Source organism: Bradyrhizobium sp. WSM471 (genome assembly GCF_000244915.1).
Lineage (GTDB): Bacteria > Pseudomonadota > Alphaproteobacteria > Rhizobiales > Xanthobacteraceae > Bradyrhizobium.
In genome coordinates, this window is record NZ_CM001442.1 from 976,539 (window position 1) to 991,746 (window position 15,208).

Sequence of the window (15,208 nt, forward strand, 5' to 3'; positions counted from 1 at the left end):
GTCAATTCCCGTGCAGGCGCGCGGTGGCGCGGCGGGCGAACCATTCGGCGGCAATCAGCGCACCGAGCGCCAGCACGATCGAGACGATCACGAGCCGTCCCGCGGCGGCGTCGCCGTCCGGGGTCTGGATCAGCGAATAGATCGCGGACGAAATCGTCTGGGTCTCGCCGGGAATGTTGGAGACGAAGGTGATGGTGGCGCCGAACTCGCCGATCGCTTTCGCAAAGCCGAGCACCATGCCGGCGAGCACGCCGGGCAGCGCCAAGGGCAGCGTCACCGTGAAAAACACTTTGAAAGGAGTGGCGCCGAGCGTCTCGGCGGCCTGCTCGAGCCGGCGGTCGATCGCCTCGATCGACAACCGCATCGGACGCACCAGCAGCGGAAACGCCATCAAGCCGCAGGCAAGCGCAGCACCGGTCCAGCGGAAGGCGAAGACGATGCCAAGATGGTCCGCCAGGAAACCGCCGACGAGCCCGCGCCGGCCGAAAGTGAGCAGCAGCAGATAGCCGGTGACGACAGGCGGCAGCACCAGCGGCAGATGCACCAGCGCATCGAGCACCGACTTGCCCCAGAAATCACGCCGCGCGAGCAGCCATGCCAGCGCAATGCCGAACGGCGTTGCCACTAGCGTAGCGATCACGGCAACCCTGAGCGAGAGCAGGATCGCCGTCCATTCGGCGGGAGAGATGTCGAGCATCAAATCGCAAATCAAGTCGAGGGGCTGATCAGGAACTTGAAACCGAATTTTTCAAGAATGGTCTTGGCGGCGGTCGAGCGCAGGAAGGCGAGATAGTCGCCGGTCTCGCCCTTTGCAGTCGTGGTCGCAGCGACGGGATAGATGATCGCGGGATGCGAATCCGCCGGGAAGGTGCCGACGATCTTCACGCCGGGCTCGACCTTGGCATCGGTGGAATAGACGATGCCGAGGTTGGCCTCGCCGCGCGCGACCAGCGTCAGCGCGGCACGCACGCTCTCGGCCATGGCGAATTTCGGCTCGGCCGCCTGCCAGGCCCCCAGGCTCGTCAGCGCCGCCTTGGCATATTTCCCAACCGGCACGGATTTGACGTCGCCGGTCGCGATCCTGCCGTCGCCGGCGAGTTTTGCGAGGTCGAACCCCTGCGCGATGGGGACGTTGTCGAGCCTGGAATCCTTCGGCGCGATCAGCACGATGCTGTTGCCGAGCAGATTGACCCGGGTCGGCTCGTTGATGGTCTTCCTGGAGATCGCGTAGTCCATCCAGTCGGTGTCGGCGGAGACGAACACATCGGCCGGCGCGCCCTGCTCGATCTGCCTGGCGAGCACGGAGCTTGCGGCATAGCTGACGCTGAACTTGACGCCGGTCCTGGCGGTGTAGGCGGCGTCGACTTCGTCGAGCGCGTTCTTCATCGAGGCTGCCGCGAACACGGTGATGGTCTTGTCCTCGGCTCTAGCAGGCGAAAGGCCCGCGGCCAGAAGGAATAAAGCTGAAAAAAGCACGGAAAGGCGGGACATCGGAAGCGCTCCATGCGCGCGCTCAGGGCACGCAAGGCGGCGCGCGCAAGACGGCGTTGGTTGAATGAGGCTTGCGACCGGCGGAAGCGCTGTTCCGGCAAGCCCGACGGACTTACGGTCCGGCAAGCGATCGCTGCGTCATCATAACAGGGTGGCGGAACAGGTCAAAGGCGACGGTTCGCATGGCGCCAACCAGGGATTCGTCATCCCGGGGACGACCGCGGAGGCTTTACGGCTTCGCATTGCCCGCGTGCAGCACGGCCTTGCACGCCGCCGGCATCTGCGCCAGCGTCATCGGCGGTTTCGGCTTCGGCGGCTCCGGCGGCGGTTTGGGGTGCAGCACGCCGTCGCTGAACCAATAGGCGAGATCGGAGGGCTTGCAGCCTTCGTCGTCGGATTGCGACGGCTGGCCCTCGCAGTCGCTCGCGCCCGCCGGGCAGCGCATGCGGATGTGGAAATGATAGTCGTGGCCCCACCACGGCCGTATCTTCGACAGCCAGGAACGGTCGCCCTTGGCGTCGCGGCACAGCGCCTTCTTGATCGCGGCATTGACGAAGATGCGCTGCACCGCCGGCTCCTGCGCCGCGTCGCGCAGCACCAGCACATGGCCCGGCGTGAACACCTTTGGATCGATGTCGAGCCGATCCGGGCGCACCATCATCACCGCCGACATGTCCTCGCGCTCCTCGCGCGAGAGCCGATGGTCGGGCATCGGCGTCAGCCAGATGTCGGCATCGAGGCCAATCTGGTGGCTGGCATGGCCGGACAGCGCCGGCCCGCCGCGCGGCTGGGCGATGTCGCCGACCAGGATGCCTGGCCATCCCGCGTCCTTGTGCGCCCTCGCCGCAAGCCGCTTGATCAGCGCGATCATCGCGGGGTGACCATAGTTGCGATTGCGCGACAGCCGCATCACCTGCCAATTGTCGCCGTTGAGCGGCATCTGCTCGGCGCCGCCGATGCAGCCCTTGGTGTAGGAGCCGATGACGTGCGCCGGTCCCTTCGACGGCAGCAGCTTTCGCGCGAACAGCTCCTTGGCGCCAATACTGGGATCGTTCGGATTGGCGAGCGGCGGCAGCGGTTTTGGGTTGACGCTGCCCTTGTCCTGGGCCAGCGCGTCGCCGGCGGCCAGGAGCGTCATGACGAGGAGGAGAGGGGCGAGGCGGCGGGGACTCATGCTGACATCCTTATAGCCCAACACCGCGCCAGGGTTAAGAAACAGTCCTTCCGCTGAAATTTCGTTCAAAAGTTGCGGTTCCCAACGCGGCCGGCCGATTTTTAACGACGCGATAACCCTCTCGTGCATTGACCAAAATTCGTGCGCCGGACGCGTGCTCACTCCCTTCTGCATGCAATCCCGCGCGATCCCGGAAATGATTCAAGGCGGCGCGCAATTTTGCGCCATCTCGTGCTCCGATCACGACGATGCGATGCGCTTGGAGCGCCCATCGGCGCTGCCGCGCCTTGCAAATGGGCAACAAGGGCTGCTTTTTCGTGGCTGCCAGACCGTGCGTCCAATCACCATGCCACCCAAGATTACTTTTTTTTCAGACACTTGCCCCAAGAGTTGCGGTCGCTGGGTGCGACTGGGACGAGTGAAGTTGAGTTTGGGGTCTCGAAAACCAAAAAAGCGAAAGGGAAGCGTGCTTGGCAGGTCCGGCCTGCACCCGCGCAAGCCGCGCTTTGCGCGCGCCCCTCATCTTCCGTCCGAACGCGACGAAGTTCTGCGCAGCCGTGCCGAAGCTGAGGCCGCGATCGCGGAAGCGCGAAAATCCCATGAACGCCTGCGCCAGGCCATCGAGATCCTGCCGCAAGGCATCGTGTTTCTCGATGCCGAGGGCCGCTACGTCCTCTGGAACAAGCAATACGCGGAGATCTACAGCAAGACCGCCGATCTGTTCGAGGAAGGCGCGCGCCTCGAGGACACGCTCCGCATTGGCGTCGCCCGCGGCGACTATCCGGAAGCCGCCGGCCACGAGGAAGAATGGATCGCCGAGCGGCTGCAAAAGCTCTATCAGCCCGGCTCGCGCCACGAGCAGAAGCTGGCGGACGGCCGCGTCATCCTGATCGACGAGCGGCTGACCGACGACGGCGGCGTCGTCGGCCTGCGCGTCGACATCACCGAGTTGAAGCAGCGCGAGGCCTCGTTCCGCCTGCTGTTCGACGGCAATCCCGTCCCCATGATCGTCTGCGCACTGGACGACGAGCGCATCCTCGGCGTCAACGATGCCGCGGTCGCCCATTACGGCTACAGCCGCGCCGAGTTCGAGCAGCTGACGATCCGTTCCCTTCAGGCTTTCGACAGCGAGCCGCCCTGGACCGCCGATTCGGCCGGCGAGGAGCAGGCCGGACGCACCTGGAAGCACGTCAAGGCCGACGGCGCCCTGATCGACCTTGCAATCTATTCCCGCGAACTGACCTATGCCGAGCGGCCCGCGGTGCTGCTCGCGCTGATGGACATCACCGAGCGCAAGCGCGCCGAGGCGCGGCTCTCCTTCATGGCCCAGCATGACGGGCTGACCGGTCTGCCAAACCGCAATCTGCTGCGCCAGCAGGTCGACGAAATGCTGCTGCATACGAGGCGCAGTACCGACAAGGTCGCCTTGCTGATGCTGGGGCTCGACAATTTCAAGGCGGTCAACGACACGCTGGGTCACGCGGTCGGCGACAAGCTGCTGCGCGGCGTCGGCAAGCGGCTGCGTTCGACCCTGCGCGAGGAGGACGCGCTGGCGCGGCTGAACTCGGACGAGTTCGCAATCGTGCAGAGCGGCCTGACGCGTCCCGAGGATGCGGTGCTGCTGGCCAAGCGCCTGCTCGAAGCCATCGCCGATCCCTATCTGCTCGACGGCCATTCCGTGGTGATCAGCGCCTCCATCGGCATCGCGATGGCGCCGGGCGACGGCGACGATTCCGAAAAGCTGCTCAAGAGCGCCGACATGGCGCTGTCGCGCGCCAAGCTGGATGCGCGCGGCTCGTTCGCGTTCTTCGAGGCGGCGCTCGATGCGAAAGCGCAGACCCGCCGCAAGATCGAGGTCGAGCTGCGCGACGCGATCCAGAACGACGTGCTGCGGCCGTACTACCAGCCGCTGATCGACCTCCAGAGCGGCCGCATCACCGGCTTCGAGGCGCTGGTACGCTGGCCGCATGCCGAGCGCGGCATGGTCTCGCCGGCCGAGTTCATTCCCGTCGCGGAAGAAACCGGGCTGATCAATCCGCTCGGCGGTCTGATGCTGCGCCGGGCCTGTCACGACGCTGCGACCTGGCCTGACGACGTCCGCGTCGCCGTCAACCTGTCGCCGCTCCAGTTCCGCAGCGGCAATCTGCTTTCGATGGTGACGGATGCGCTGAAGCATTCGGGCCTGCCGCCGCGGCGGCTCGAGCTCGAGATCACGGAGACGCTGCTGCTGGAGAAGAGCGCCCAGGTACTGGCGACGCTGCACGCGTTGCGCGCGCTCGGCGTGCGCATCTCGATGGACGATTTCGGCACCGGCTATTCCAGCCTGAGCTATCTGCGCAGCTTCCCGTTCGACAAGATCAAGATCGACCAGTCCTTCGTGCGCGATCTCGGCGCCAATCGCGAGGCCCAGGCGATCATCCGCTCCATCGTCAGCCTCGGCAAAGGCCTCGGCGTCACCATCACCGCCGAAGGCGTCGAGACCGAAGCCGAGCTGAGCTGCCTCCGCGCCGAAGGTTGCGACGAAGGCCAGGGCTTTCTGTTCAGCAAGGCCCGGCCGAACGCCGAGATCATCAGCCTGCTCGCCGCGCAGCGCGGCATCGATGGATTAGACGAGGACGCCGCGCTGGTGGCGTGATCGGTCGCTGCAGCGGCGCTGCCCCCGCTTGCGGGGTCCCTTACGCCGCCCGCAGCCCCGCCAAAAACGTGTCCACGCTCTTCATCAGCGCCGACGCATGCTCGCCAAGCTCACCTGAGGCCACCATCACATTCCCCGCCAGCTCCCGCGATTGGTCCGCCGCCTGGCTTGCGCCGGCGACATTGGCGGAGACGTCGGTGGTGCCGGCGGAGGCCTGCTGTACGCTGCGAGCGATCTCCCGCGTTGCCGAGCCCTGCTCTTCGACCGCGGCGGCAATGGTGGTGGCGATGCCGCTGATCTCGCGGATGGTGTCGCTGATGCCGGAGATTGCCGTGACGCAATTGCCGGTGGCGGCTTGGATCGCGGTGACTTGGCTTGCGATCTCATCGGTAGCCTTTGCGGTCTGGCTGGCGAGCCCCTTTACTTCGGACGCAACCACCGCAAAGCCGCGACCGGCCTCGCCGGCGCGCGCGGCCTCGATCGTGGCATTGAGCGCCAGCAAATTGGTCTGGCTCGCGATCTCGCTGATGAGACGCAACACGTCGCCGATGCGCTCGGCAGCCGTCGCAAGGCTCGTGACCATCTCCGTCGTCTCCGCGGCCTTCACAACCGCGCCGCTGGCAACCTGACTGGAATGGGTGACTTGACGGCCGATCTCGTTGACCGACGAGGCCAATTCTTCGGTCGCGGCCGCGACCGCGTTGACGCTGGTTGAGGCTTCTTCGGAGGCGGTTGCCGCCGCGGAGGCTCGCTGTGAGGTGCCGTTGACGCTGGACGTGATCTCTCCGGCGACGTTCTGCATGCCCTCGGTCGCCTTGGCGACCGCTGCGACCACGCCCTTGACGTCGGCCTCGAAACGATCCGCCATCCGGCGCTGCAGCACCTGCTTCTCGACCTCCGCTTTGGCTTTGTCGGCCTCCTGCGCCTCGCGCATCGCGACGGATTCGAGCATGTTGCGGCGAAACACGTCGACCGACTTGGCCATAGTGCCGAGCTCGTCGCGGCGTTCGCTGCCGGGAATTGTGACGCTTGTATCGCCGCTCGACAGACGGTTCATCACGGCTGTGATCGCGGTGAGCGGCCGCGACAGCCCGCGTCCGAGCAGGAATGCCAACAGGATGGCGGCGGCGAGGATCGCCACCGTGCCGAGGATCAGATGGCGCTCTGCGGCCGCGAAGGCGGCCTCGTATTCGGTCGTATCCTTGATGATCTCGACCACGCCGACCGGCGCGCCGGCATAGTTCTTGATCGGCCCGGCATAGACCGCGACCGGATGACCGTCGAGCTCGGCCTCGCGCTGCAGCGGCGCGCCGTCGATCGCGGCTCTCAACTCGTCTGGCTTCGCGACCGCGTTCTCGCCGAAGGTCGAGGACAGCTTGTTCAGATTATTGCCGTCGACGGAATAGACCGCGAGGTCGATCCCAAAGCGCTTCTTGGCGCGTTCGACGAATTCCTTGCCGAAGGCGGCGCCGACGTCGACGTTGGCGAGATTTTTTCCGTCCCGTACGATGGGCGTCATGCCAAAGATGCCGAGCGCCTCGCGGCCCGGCTCGACGCCGACGATCTGGCGGCCGGTCTTGAGCGCCTCGACCACGGTGGCGCGGCGCCCGGAGACGTCGTCGCCGAAGGACTTGGGCATGTGGACGCGGAAGAACGAGATCGCCGGCGGAACTTGGAAGGTGATCAGCGGGATGCCCTGCGCCTTCAGCGCCTTGTTGGCATCGCCGAGCAGGGTGGTCAGGCTGTCACGGTCGCCCCTGGCAATGGCGTCGCCGACCGGCGGCAGCGCCGCAATGACGGACGAGACCGCCAGCGCCGAACGCCCCTCGTAGTCGATCGCCGCGATCACGCTCTCATATTGCAGCTTGAGCTGCTGATCGAGCGCCATCTGCGTCAGTGCCCGCTGCTGGGTGATCGAAAAGCCGGAGAGGATGGCGCAGGCCACCGCGACAGTGAGCGCGATGGCGAGAACGAGGCGGGCCGCAATCGACTTGAGTTTGAACATCTGAAATTCCCAGGCATTTCCAAAACTTGCTTTGCGAAACGGTCCCAGAAATTGCTTAACAACAAGGCGGCTGGCCTCCGTGTTTCCACGGAAATCGCTACGGCCCGTTTGCATGACTCAATGCAGTGAACGCATGGGCAGAGCATGACCCGGCCGTTCGTCGTCACGAGAGACAAAGCGCCGCAGCGTCATTCGCTCTCGACTATCGGTATTCGGCAAGGGTCATCTTACCGGCATCCTCATAGTGCGTGTCGCGTGCCTGGATCTGCTGGGCGATGGCATGCATGTCGCGGAAGCGGCGCTCGAGCGGATTGCTGCGGAACACGGCGGTCGCGCCGACCCTGGGCGGTGTCGACGCCCTTCGCAGCTTGATGGATGATCCAGGTCGCGGCGAGACGAGCCGCGTTGCGCCTCACGGCGCCTTCTCCGGTCACGCTGGAGGAGCCGCCTTGCTACTCGAGCTGCGCACAGTTGAAAGTTCAGTGACCGACAAGCGATACGGCCTCATGCCCCTCGGCAGGAGCGGTTTGGTTGCTCCGCACGAATACAAAACGGGATGCCGCGGGGATCTGTGCGTCGGCGCCGCCATCCTGGCCGATGAGAATGAGTCCCGCGCCGCCGTTGGCGACATTCAAGATGACGGGGGCGCCCTGCCAGGTCCTGATTGGCTCCATTCCGATGATGAGAAACTCGCCGATCGGCTGGTCGAAATATTGAAGCCTCAGTTGTGGTCCCACTTCTGCAGCCGCAAGGCCGAAACCCAACTGTCTGGCCCGCGCATAAATGTCCGCCAGCAACGCTGTGTCGGTCCGAAAGCCCAGGTCGGCCGCCGACACCGTGAAAAGCTCTACGCTCGTTGTCTTGGCGCTAACGGTAAACGTCGGTCGCGCGAGAATTTCGCCGGCCGAGTTTCCGATGCCGCAACCTGCCGCATCCAAAGCGTTGCTGAGGGCGAAGAAGTTAGCAAACGTCCCGATCCTGATCGTCTTCCACACGGGGTGATCGACGGCGGATTTGATCGGGACTTGCGGCCCATCAGACGGCGCTTGCTTGAGCTTCAGGTGATTCCGCAGGACGTCTCGCGCCGAGCATTGAGCCAGAGCTTCGCTCGCGAACAGGACAGTGCATGCGATGCAGACGATGGCAACAATGAGAATGCTAGGTTGATACCATCCCGGCGAATGGCGCCGTATGGCATGGCAACTGACTTTCTTGCCAGCTGTTCGGCCCATAATGGACCTCTCTTGCGCAAAGGCAGCGCGCTACAAAAAATTCAGAATTATCACTTCCAAATGGTCGGCGCGGTCACAGCGGAAAGCCGTCGTTTCTGCAGCTATAGAAATTGGTCCGGGAAAATCCCCAAAGGTTCAGCGACGAAGACGCGGATGGCGAACTCAATATAGGTCAGCGTGCGTGCACTTTCGCAAACTGGTCGACGTCAGCGATCCCCTGAAAGGATCATCTTACCGACATCTTCGTAATGCGTGTCGCGCGCCTGGATCTGCTGGGCGATGGCGTGCATGTCGCGAAACCGGCGCTCGAACGGATTGCTGCGGAATACGGCGGTTGCGCCGGCCATGTGATAGGCGGCGTCGACCACCTTGGCCGCCTGGTGAATGGTCCAGGTCGCGGCGAGGCGAACCGAGCTCCGATGCGCCGCGCTGAACGCGCCGGTCGCGCAGAGATCGCGCCACATCGCACTTGCCGTCGCATAGAGATAGGCGCGCGCAGCGCGAAGATCGCCCTCGGTGCGGCCGATCAGGCCCTGGACCGCCTGGTTGTCGTGCATGGCGTTGGCCGCCAGCGACTGATGCTTGCCGCGCGCCAGCGCGATTGCGGCATCCAGCGTGGCGCGCGCCACGCCGAGCGACACCGCGGCAAAGCCGAGGCTGAAGGTCGAGCCGGTGCCGATCCTGTAAAGGGGACCCTGCTCTCGCAGCGCGGACGGCACGTCACGAAATGCCGTGAAGCGCTCGGGGACGAACAGGTCGGCGACCTCGTAGGAATCGGTGCCGGTACCGGCGAGCCCGATCGCCCGCCAGACATCGTGCAGCACGGCGCTCGCGACCGGAAACAGGATGGTGCGCAGCTCCGCCGAGCCGTCTACGTTCTTGCGCGGCGCGCCGTCGGCGCCGACGATGCGGACATGCGCGCCGAGCCAGCTCGCCTGCCGCGAGCCCGAGGCAAACTCCCAGCGCGCCGTGACGCGATAGCCGCCCTCGACGATGCGCGCCTCATGCGCGATCGCGCCCCAGGCGAGGATGCCGGGCGCCGTGTTGAAGATCTCCTGCGCGGTGTCGTGGTCGAGCGAGGCCGCGATCATCGCGCAGACCGCGCATTGACCAAGGCACCAGGCGGTGGAGGCATCGGCTTTCGCGATCTCCTCCAGCATCTGCATGAACGCTTCCGGCGGCGCTTCGACGCCGCCAAGGCTCTGCGGCAGCAGCGCGCGATAGAGCCCGTTCTCGATCAGCGCGTCGACGACGGGCGGCGTCAGCCGCCGCGTCCGCTCGATCTCGTCAGCCTCGCTGGTGACGAGCGGCGCGATCGCCAGTGCCCGCTCGACGAGGCCAAATCCGGGAGTTGCGTTCATGCGCGTTTCCTCGCCCATTCTTGCTGTGAGCGGTAAGGAGGCAATGGTGGTCTATCTGGCGGGGAGGATCAAGCTGGTCCCACCGTCATTCCGGGCCGGCGCCAATTGGCGCGCTCCGGAATGACGGTTCGATCTCGCAAGCTCGCGCTGACGCGGGCGACATCACAGCTCGGGCAAAGCCGGCGGCGGCTTGCGTGCGTCGGTTGCTTGCTCGAAGGCATACGCCAGCCGCAGCAGCTTGTGCTCGCTCCAGGCGCGCCCTGCGAAAGTGACGCCGAGCGGATAGTCGGGTGTGTCTTTGCCGTCGTCTGTCCCCGAGACGAAGCCGCCAGGCACCATGACGCTGGGATACCCTGCCTTGGCGGCGATTGCGGCGCCATAGGCGCCGGGGAATAGCACCGCATCGAGCTCGTGCTGGTTCATATAGGCGTCCATACCGCGCGTCCTGGCGGAGAGCAGGTCCATGGCACGTGCGGACTTGTATTCGGGCTCGCTGAGATCGCCCCTGGTCAAGTCAGCGGCGAGAAAGTGGTCCTGTCCGAAACGCAGCGCATTGTCGGCGTTCGCGGCGTTGAAGGCCACGATGTCGGCCATGGTCTTGATGTCAGTGTTGGTCGCCCAATCCCTCAGGTAGAGATTGAGATCGTGCTTCAGCTCGTACAGAAAGACGACCGGCGGCCTTGCGACCGTGCCTTTGTGGGCGCTCAGCGGATTGCGGTTGAGCACGGACATGGTCGTGCCCGGCCCACCGATCCAGCCAAGAGTTGGCATGCTGGCGCGCACGATGATGGCGCCGAGATCTTCCAGCACCTTGATCACCCCAGCCATCAGCTTGGCCGACTTGGCCGGCAGCTTGCCGTAATAGCAATCGTTCAGCGGGTCAGCGGGATCGCTCGGCACGCCGATGCGCGCGCCCTTCATCGCGTCGGTGACGAGGCCGGCGGTGTAGTCGGCCGGCCGCCGCTGATCTTGCGTCGCTGGGTCGAGCGGGTCCTTGGCAGCCAGCACATTCAGCAGCATCGCCGCATCGCGCACCGTGCGCGTCATAGGCCCGGCGGTGTCCTGGCTGTGCGCGAGCGGCACGATGCCGGCACGGCTGATCAGCCCGACCGTCGGCTTCACGGTGACGAGTCCGTTCAGGCTGGCGGGAAACAGCAGCGAGCCCGAGGTTTCGGTGCCGATTGAGGCCGCGCACAGTCCGGCCGCCACCGCGACCGCCGAACCCGAGCTTGAGCCCCCTGGGGTCAGAACCGGGATGCCGTGCTCGTCCATCAGCCCTGGTGCGTAGGGGTTCTTCACCTGGCCGCCCAGCGATGAATAGCCCGAGGGCATGTCGATCGCGAGCATGTTGGCGAACTCCGTCAGGTTCGCCTTGCCCAGGATCACCGCGCCGGCGCTCCGCAGCAGCTTGACGATGGTGGCGTCATCCCTGGCGCGCGCGCCCTCCAGCGCCAGCGAGCCCGCCGTGGTCGGTTGTTCGTCGCCCGTCGCGATATTGTCCTTCAGCAGGATCGGCACGCCCGCCAGCGGCCGCTGGGCCGACGGCCTCGTGCCGTCGAGCGTGCCCGCGAGCGCATCGGGATTGAGTGCGCGGACCGAGTTGAGTTTAGGCCCGTCGCGGTCATAGGCCGCGATGCGCGCGAGATAGAATTCGGCCAGCGCCCTCGCGGTGATCCGCCCGCCGGCCAAGGCATCGATGATGTCGCTCATCGGCGCGTGCGCGAGCATCTGCATGGTCAGCGCCGACGGCATCCGTTCAGTCAGGCCAGATCCAGGAAGCTCGGACATTCGCGTTTCCTCGCCCCATTCTGCCGTGAGCGGTCAATCGCGCGATGGTGGTCTATTTGGCGAAGACGATCAAGGTGGTGTGCCGTCAATCCGGCAATCGCTACGTGAAGTGCGGAATCAGAGATGATGGCGCGAGCTCGAAGAGCTCACGCCGGCCCCAAGAAATTATTGGCGCTGCTCGGATATTATCGTTTTCCAGAACAGCATGATACTCTTCCGAAACAGGCAGCGATTTTGGCCTCCAACCGGAAGCGGCAAATGTCCTCGTCTGATGCTCCGATGAAACGCAGTGACGCAGCCCGCCGAGGGCGGAGACAGACGAAGACCCTGCTGCTGATTTTAGCCATCGGATTTCTCGCTTTCGGTGCCGCTGCGGGTACATTGTATTACGCGCTGCGGCCGATAACTCTGCGGATTGCCGTCGGACCGCCGGGAAGCAACGATCACAAAGTGATCGAGGCGATGACCGAGGCATTTGCCAACGAAAGCAGGACCGTGAGGCTGTCTCCGATCACGACCGCCGGGGCTGCCGAAGCTCTCGCTCTGCTCGGTGCCGGCAAGGCCGACCTTGCGGTGGGTCGCGGCGATCTGGAAATGCCGGCCGACGCGCAAACAGTCGTCATCTTGCGCAAGAACTTCGTCGTGCTGTGGTCTTCTTCGGGAGTTGCAGGCAAGGGCTCCAAGCGAAGGCCGGCGCCGAAAATCAAGGAGGTCGCCGATCTCGCGGGGCACAAGGTGGGGGTGATTGGCGCGACCCCGGCGAACGCCGCGTTGCTGAGAGTCATCCTGAGCGCCGCCGGTGTGGAGCCGGACAAGGTCACGGTCGCTCAATTCGGCACGGGCCAGCTTGAGGAGCTGGCGCGTGACCCGAGCCTCGACGCCTTCATGGCTGTCGGCCCGCTCGATAGCAAGATAACCGCCGACGCGATTGCCGCGACCGCCCGGACGCGTGGCGAGCCGAAATTTCTCGCGATCGACGCATCGGAAGCCATCGCCCTGAAGCATCCTCGTTACGAATCGGAGGAAATTCCGCCAAGCATTTTCAATGCGAGTCCAGCCCGGCCGGATGACAAGGTTGAGACCGTCAGTGTCAGCCATTTGATCGTCGCGCGGAATGCCTTGTCCGAAACGACAGTGGCGGCGTTTTACCGCCAGCAGTTCGCCCTCCGCCAGGCGATTGCCAGGCAGGTGCCTGGCGCTGCGCAGATCACCAAGCCGGACACCGAGAAAGAAGCCGAGCTGCCGGTTCACCGGGGAGCGGCGGCCGTGATCGACGGGACCGAGCGCACCTTCCTCGACAGATACGGCGACTATTTCTGGTTTGCGCTCCTGCTTCTCTCCGGCATTGGTTCGGCCGGCGCCTGGCTGCGTCAATATCTGAATCGGGATGAACGCGACGAGAACACTGGCCATCGCAACAGAATCCTGGCGCTGGTTTCCAAGGTGCGCACTGCGGAGTTCGACCACGAACTGCTGGCGATGCAGCAGGAGGTCGACGCCATCATCGTCGAAACACTTGGCTGCTACGATGACGGCGCCATCGAGGAGGAGGAGCTGGCAGCCTTCGGCCTGGTGCTCGAACTGTTCGATCATGCCCTCAGCGAGAGGCGCGCAGCGTTGCAAATTTCTCCTTCGAACGTGCTCGCCGCGCGGCGGTAGCGATACTGGCTTTGGTTCCTGGAAAGGAACGGTTGGGCGCTCAAGGCGTTTGAGCCATGAAAGGACACTTGCATGACCGAGAAATTCGATCCGGCACCGCCGGACAAGAACGCGGAAGATCTCAAGCGCGGCATCCGACGCGACAAGGCCAGGGACGACGAGTTGGACAAGGGCTTGAAGGACAGTTTCCCGGCGTCGGACCCGGTGAGCAGCACCCAGGCGTCCAAGGCGACCCCGGACGCATGAAAGGAGGGATAGACTATGGGCCTCGCAGCCTATGATATCGTTGGCACGGATGGTGCCTGGCATGTCGACCACGATGGCGAAATCCGGAACACTTACCAGACCAAGGAAGCCGCTTTCGAGGCGGCTGTGGCCGCGGCATCGCTCGCCATGCGGCAGGGTCACTCGGTCCGGCTGACGGTGCCGGAAAGCGAGAACGCCGTCGGCGCGGAAAATTCGGGCGGATGACCCTCAAGGGCATTCTGATTCTACACGGCCGCCAGCAAATGGGCGGGCGCAAACGGCTTGCGCAAAAAGGTCGTATTGGGCGGCAGCGGCGCCATCACCGTCCCCGACATCAGCACGATGTTGAGCCCCGGATGAGCACTGCGAGCGTACTCTGCGAGCTCGAGCCCGGTCATTCTTCCCGCGAGGTTGTGATCGGTAATGAGCGCCCGTAGCTCACTGCCCGTAGACGCGACGATAAGCTCCGCCGCTTCCGCGGTGGCACATTCGACAACTTCGAACCCTTCGTCCTTGAGAAGGTCGGATAGAACTTCGCGCTGGAGCGAGTCGTCCTCGACCAGCAGCATGACGAAATTCGACATGCGGTCATTCCCCACTTATCGAATGTTAATGCGCGTCCTGGAAGATTGTTCGGTTGTGATGTCTTCGTTCGGCGCTCCTTGCGCCACGGCATGATCAGTCGAACATGTCGCATTTCTCCTTGAGCTTTCGACGGAGGCGCCGAAGCGGGGACCGGACAGGAGCGGCAATGGCAATCATCTTCATCACGGGCAGCACGGACGGTCTGGGCCGCGCAGCTGCCCAGTCTCTCCTCGAACAAGGCCACCAAATCGTCCTGCACGCACGATCGGCGGAACGTGCGGCGGCAATCGCCGGGCTTGAATCGCAATCCGCACGGGTCGTGATCGGCGACCTCAAAAGCGCCGCCCAGACCAGACATTTGGCAGATCAGGTCAACGCAATCGGACGAATGGACGCGGTCATCCACAACGCCGGGGTCTATACCGAGCGCAGCCGCGGCCCGACGCCCGAAGGCCACGCCTCCACTTTGGCGGTCAACACGCTCGCGCCCTATTTGCTCACCGCCCTGATGAAGCGCCCCGATCGGCTGGTGTATCTCAGCAGCGGACTACATCGCGGCGGAGAGGGATCGCTAGGCGATCTCGACTGGACCAGGCGAACCTGGGATCCGGCCAAGGCGTACGCGGAGAGCAAGCTGCACATGGTCGCACTGGCCTTTGCCTTGGCGCGGCGTTGGCCGCAGGTGCTGAGCAACGCCGTCGATCCCGGCTGGGCACGCACCAAAATGGGCGGTGCCGGAGCGCCGGTCGGCGTGGCCACCGGACAACGGACGCAGACCTGGCTGGCGGTGAGCGATGATCCCGCCGCTCTGGTCAGCGGTCGTTACTGGCACGACCTCCGGCAACAAGAGCCGGCCCACGAAGCGACCGATCCCGATTTTCAGGAGAGACTTCTGGACAAGCTGGGCGAGTTGACAGGGGTGACGCTGCCTCCGGCGTAGAAGCAATTCGCCTGAAGTCCACATCTTCTCAAAGCGTTCGGAGGACGATGCTGCCCCTCATGCGCACGGCATTGCCACGTGCTGCATGATGC

At 64.7% G+C, this 15,208-nt stretch carries 13 protein-coding genes and 1 pseudogene; 5 read left to right on the top strand and 9 right to left on the bottom strand.

Annotated elements, in window-relative coordinates; translation table 11 throughout:
* Nucleotide 1: 1 nt before the first annotated feature.
* The 3 genes from modB to mepA form a co-directional block, all read right to left on the bottom strand.
* On the bottom strand, nt 2-697 hold the full coding sequence (modB, locus tag BRA471DRAFT_RS04600) for a molybdate ABC transporter permease subunit (RefSeq protein WP_007604962.1): 696 nt from the start codon (nt 695-697) through the stop codon (nt 2-4).
* 11 nt (nt 698-708) lie between these two features.
* Nucleotides 709-1,491 carry a molybdate ABC transporter substrate-binding protein gene (gene modA / locus BRA471DRAFT_RS04605; protein ID WP_007604965.1) on the bottom strand — a complete coding sequence of 261 codons (783 nt, stop codon included), beginning with the start codon at nt 1,489-1,491 and terminating at the stop codon, nt 709-711.
* 229 nt (nt 1,492-1,720) lie between these two features.
* Nucleotides 1,721-2,665 (bottom strand): penicillin-insensitive murein endopeptidase, encoded by a 945-nt coding sequence (gene mepA, locus BRA471DRAFT_RS04610; RefSeq protein ID WP_007604967.1) that lies wholly within the window; start codon nt 2,663-2,665, stop codon nt 1,721-1,723.
* 466 nt (nt 2,666-3,131) lie between these two features.
* On the opposite strand from mepA, the gene BRA471DRAFT_RS04615 reads away from it, so the two are divergent.
* Nucleotides 3,132-5,300, top strand: a complete 2,169-nt coding sequence (locus BRA471DRAFT_RS04615; RefSeq protein ID WP_007604969.1) for a bifunctional diguanylate cyclase/phosphodiesterase — start codon at nt 3,132-3,134, stop codon at nt 5,298-5,300.
* Nucleotides 5,301-5,340: 40 nt separating this feature from the next.
* On the opposite strand, the gene BRA471DRAFT_RS04620 is transcribed toward BRA471DRAFT_RS04615, so the two are convergent.
* The 5 genes and pseudogenes from BRA471DRAFT_RS04620 to BRA471DRAFT_RS04635 form a co-directional block, all read right to left on the bottom strand.
* On the bottom strand, nt 5,341-7,305 hold the full coding sequence (locus BRA471DRAFT_RS04620; RefSeq protein ID WP_007604970.1) for a methyl-accepting chemotaxis protein: 1,965 nt from the start codon (nt 7,303-7,305) through the stop codon (nt 5,341-5,343).
* A 202-nt stretch (nt 7,306-7,507) separates the two neighbouring features.
* A pseudogene (locus BRA471DRAFT_RS37880) lies at nt 7,508-7,736 on the bottom strand (acyl-CoA dehydrogenase); the annotation flags it as partial.
* A gap of 48 nt (nt 7,737-7,784) precedes the next feature.
* Nucleotides 7,785-8,537: a hypothetical protein gene (locus BRA471DRAFT_RS04625; protein WP_007604971.1), complete on the bottom strand. Its 753-nt coding sequence runs from the start codon at nt 8,535-8,537 to the stop codon at nt 7,785-7,787.
* 206 nt (nt 8,538-8,743) lie between these two features.
* On the bottom strand, nt 8,744-9,898 hold the full coding sequence (locus BRA471DRAFT_RS04630; protein WP_007604972.1) for an acyl-CoA dehydrogenase family protein: 1,155 nt from the start codon (nt 9,896-9,898) through the stop codon (nt 8,744-8,746).
* Nucleotides 9,899-10,060: 162 nt separating this feature from the next.
* Entirely contained in the window at nt 10,061-11,686 is a 1,626-nt protein-coding gene (locus tag BRA471DRAFT_RS04635; RefSeq protein ID WP_007604973.1) for an amidase family protein, read from the bottom strand.
* A 258-nt stretch (nt 11,687-11,944) separates the two neighbouring features.
* On the opposite strand from BRA471DRAFT_RS04635, the gene BRA471DRAFT_RS04640 reads away from it, so the two are divergent.
* The 3 genes from BRA471DRAFT_RS04640 (at nt 11,945) to BRA471DRAFT_RS04645 (ending at nt 13,816) form a co-directional block, all read left to right on the top strand.
* A complete protein-coding gene (locus BRA471DRAFT_RS04640; protein WP_007604974.1) occupies nt 11,945-13,345 on the top strand; it encodes a TAXI family TRAP transporter solute-binding subunit in 1,401 nt (466 codons plus the stop codon).
* 72 nt (nt 13,346-13,417) lie between these two features.
* Nucleotides 13,418-13,591, top strand: coding sequence for a hypothetical protein (locus BRA471DRAFT_RS38680; RefSeq protein ID WP_007604975.1), 174 nt, complete (start codon nt 13,418-13,420; stop codon nt 13,589-13,591).
* A gap of 15 nt (nt 13,592-13,606) precedes the next feature.
* Nucleotides 13,607-13,816 (top strand): hypothetical protein, encoded by a 210-nt coding sequence (locus tag BRA471DRAFT_RS04645; protein WP_007604976.1) that lies wholly within the window; start codon nt 13,607-13,609, stop codon nt 13,814-13,816.
* 20 nt (nt 13,817-13,836) lie between these two features.
* On the opposite strand, the gene BRA471DRAFT_RS04650 is transcribed toward BRA471DRAFT_RS04645, so the two are convergent.
* Nucleotides 13,837-14,175 (bottom strand): response regulator, encoded by a 339-nt coding sequence (locus BRA471DRAFT_RS04650; protein WP_007604977.1) that lies wholly within the window; start codon nt 14,173-14,175, stop codon nt 13,837-13,839.
* A 167-nt stretch (nt 14,176-14,342) separates the two neighbouring features.
* Between BRA471DRAFT_RS04650 and BRA471DRAFT_RS04655 the strand changes: the two genes are divergently transcribed.
* Entirely contained in the window at nt 14,343-15,116 is a 774-nt protein-coding gene (locus BRA471DRAFT_RS04655) for an SDR family NAD(P)-dependent oxidoreductase (protein WP_007604978.1), read from the top strand.
* Nucleotides 15,117-15,208: the final 92 nt, after the last annotated feature.

Bases quoted from the DNA above. Each gene is read 5' to 3' on its own strand.
- modB (WP_007604962.1), bottom strand. From the start codon at position 697: ATGCTCGACATCTCTCCCGCCGAATGGACGGCGATCCTGCTCTCGCTC.
- BRA471DRAFT_RS04620 (WP_007604970.1), bottom strand. From the start codon at position 7,305: ATGTTCAAACTCAAGTCGATTGCGGCCCGCCTCGTTCTCGCCATCGCG.
- BRA471DRAFT_RS04645 (WP_007604976.1), top strand. From the start codon at position 13,607: ATGGGCCTCGCAGCCTATGATATCGTTGGCACGGATGGTGCCTGGCAT.
- BRA471DRAFT_RS04630 (WP_007604972.1), bottom strand. From the start codon at position 9,898: ATGAACGCAACTCCCGGATTTGGCCTCGTCGAGCGGGCACTGGCGATC.
- mepA (WP_007604967.1), bottom strand. From the start codon at position 2,665: ATGAGTCCCCGCCGCCTCGCCCCTCTCCTCCTCGTCATGACGCTCCTG.
- BRA471DRAFT_RS04655 (WP_007604978.1), top strand. From the start codon at position 14,343: ATGGCAATCATCTTCATCACGGGCAGCACGGACGGTCTGGGCCGCGCA.
- BRA471DRAFT_RS04635 (WP_007604973.1), bottom strand. From the start codon at position 11,686: ATGTCCGAGCTTCCTGGATCTGGCCTGACTGAACGGATGCCGTCGGCG.
- modA (WP_007604965.1), bottom strand. From the start codon at position 1,491: ATGTCCCGCCTTTCCGTGCTTTTTTCAGCTTTATTCCTTCTGGCCGCG.
- BRA471DRAFT_RS04650 (WP_007604977.1), bottom strand. From the start codon at position 14,175: ATGTCGAATTTCGTCATGCTGCTGGTCGAGGACGACTCGCTCCAGCGC.
- BRA471DRAFT_RS38680 (WP_007604975.1), top strand. From the start codon at position 13,418: ATGACCGAGAAATTCGATCCGGCACCGCCGGACAAGAACGCGGAAGAT.
- BRA471DRAFT_RS04625 (WP_007604971.1), bottom strand. From the start codon at position 8,537: ATGGGCCGAACAGCTGGCAAGAAAGTCAGTTGCCATGCCATACGGCGC.
- BRA471DRAFT_RS04640 (WP_007604974.1), top strand. From the start codon at position 11,945: ATGTCCTCGTCTGATGCTCCGATGAAACGCAGTGACGCAGCCCGCCGA.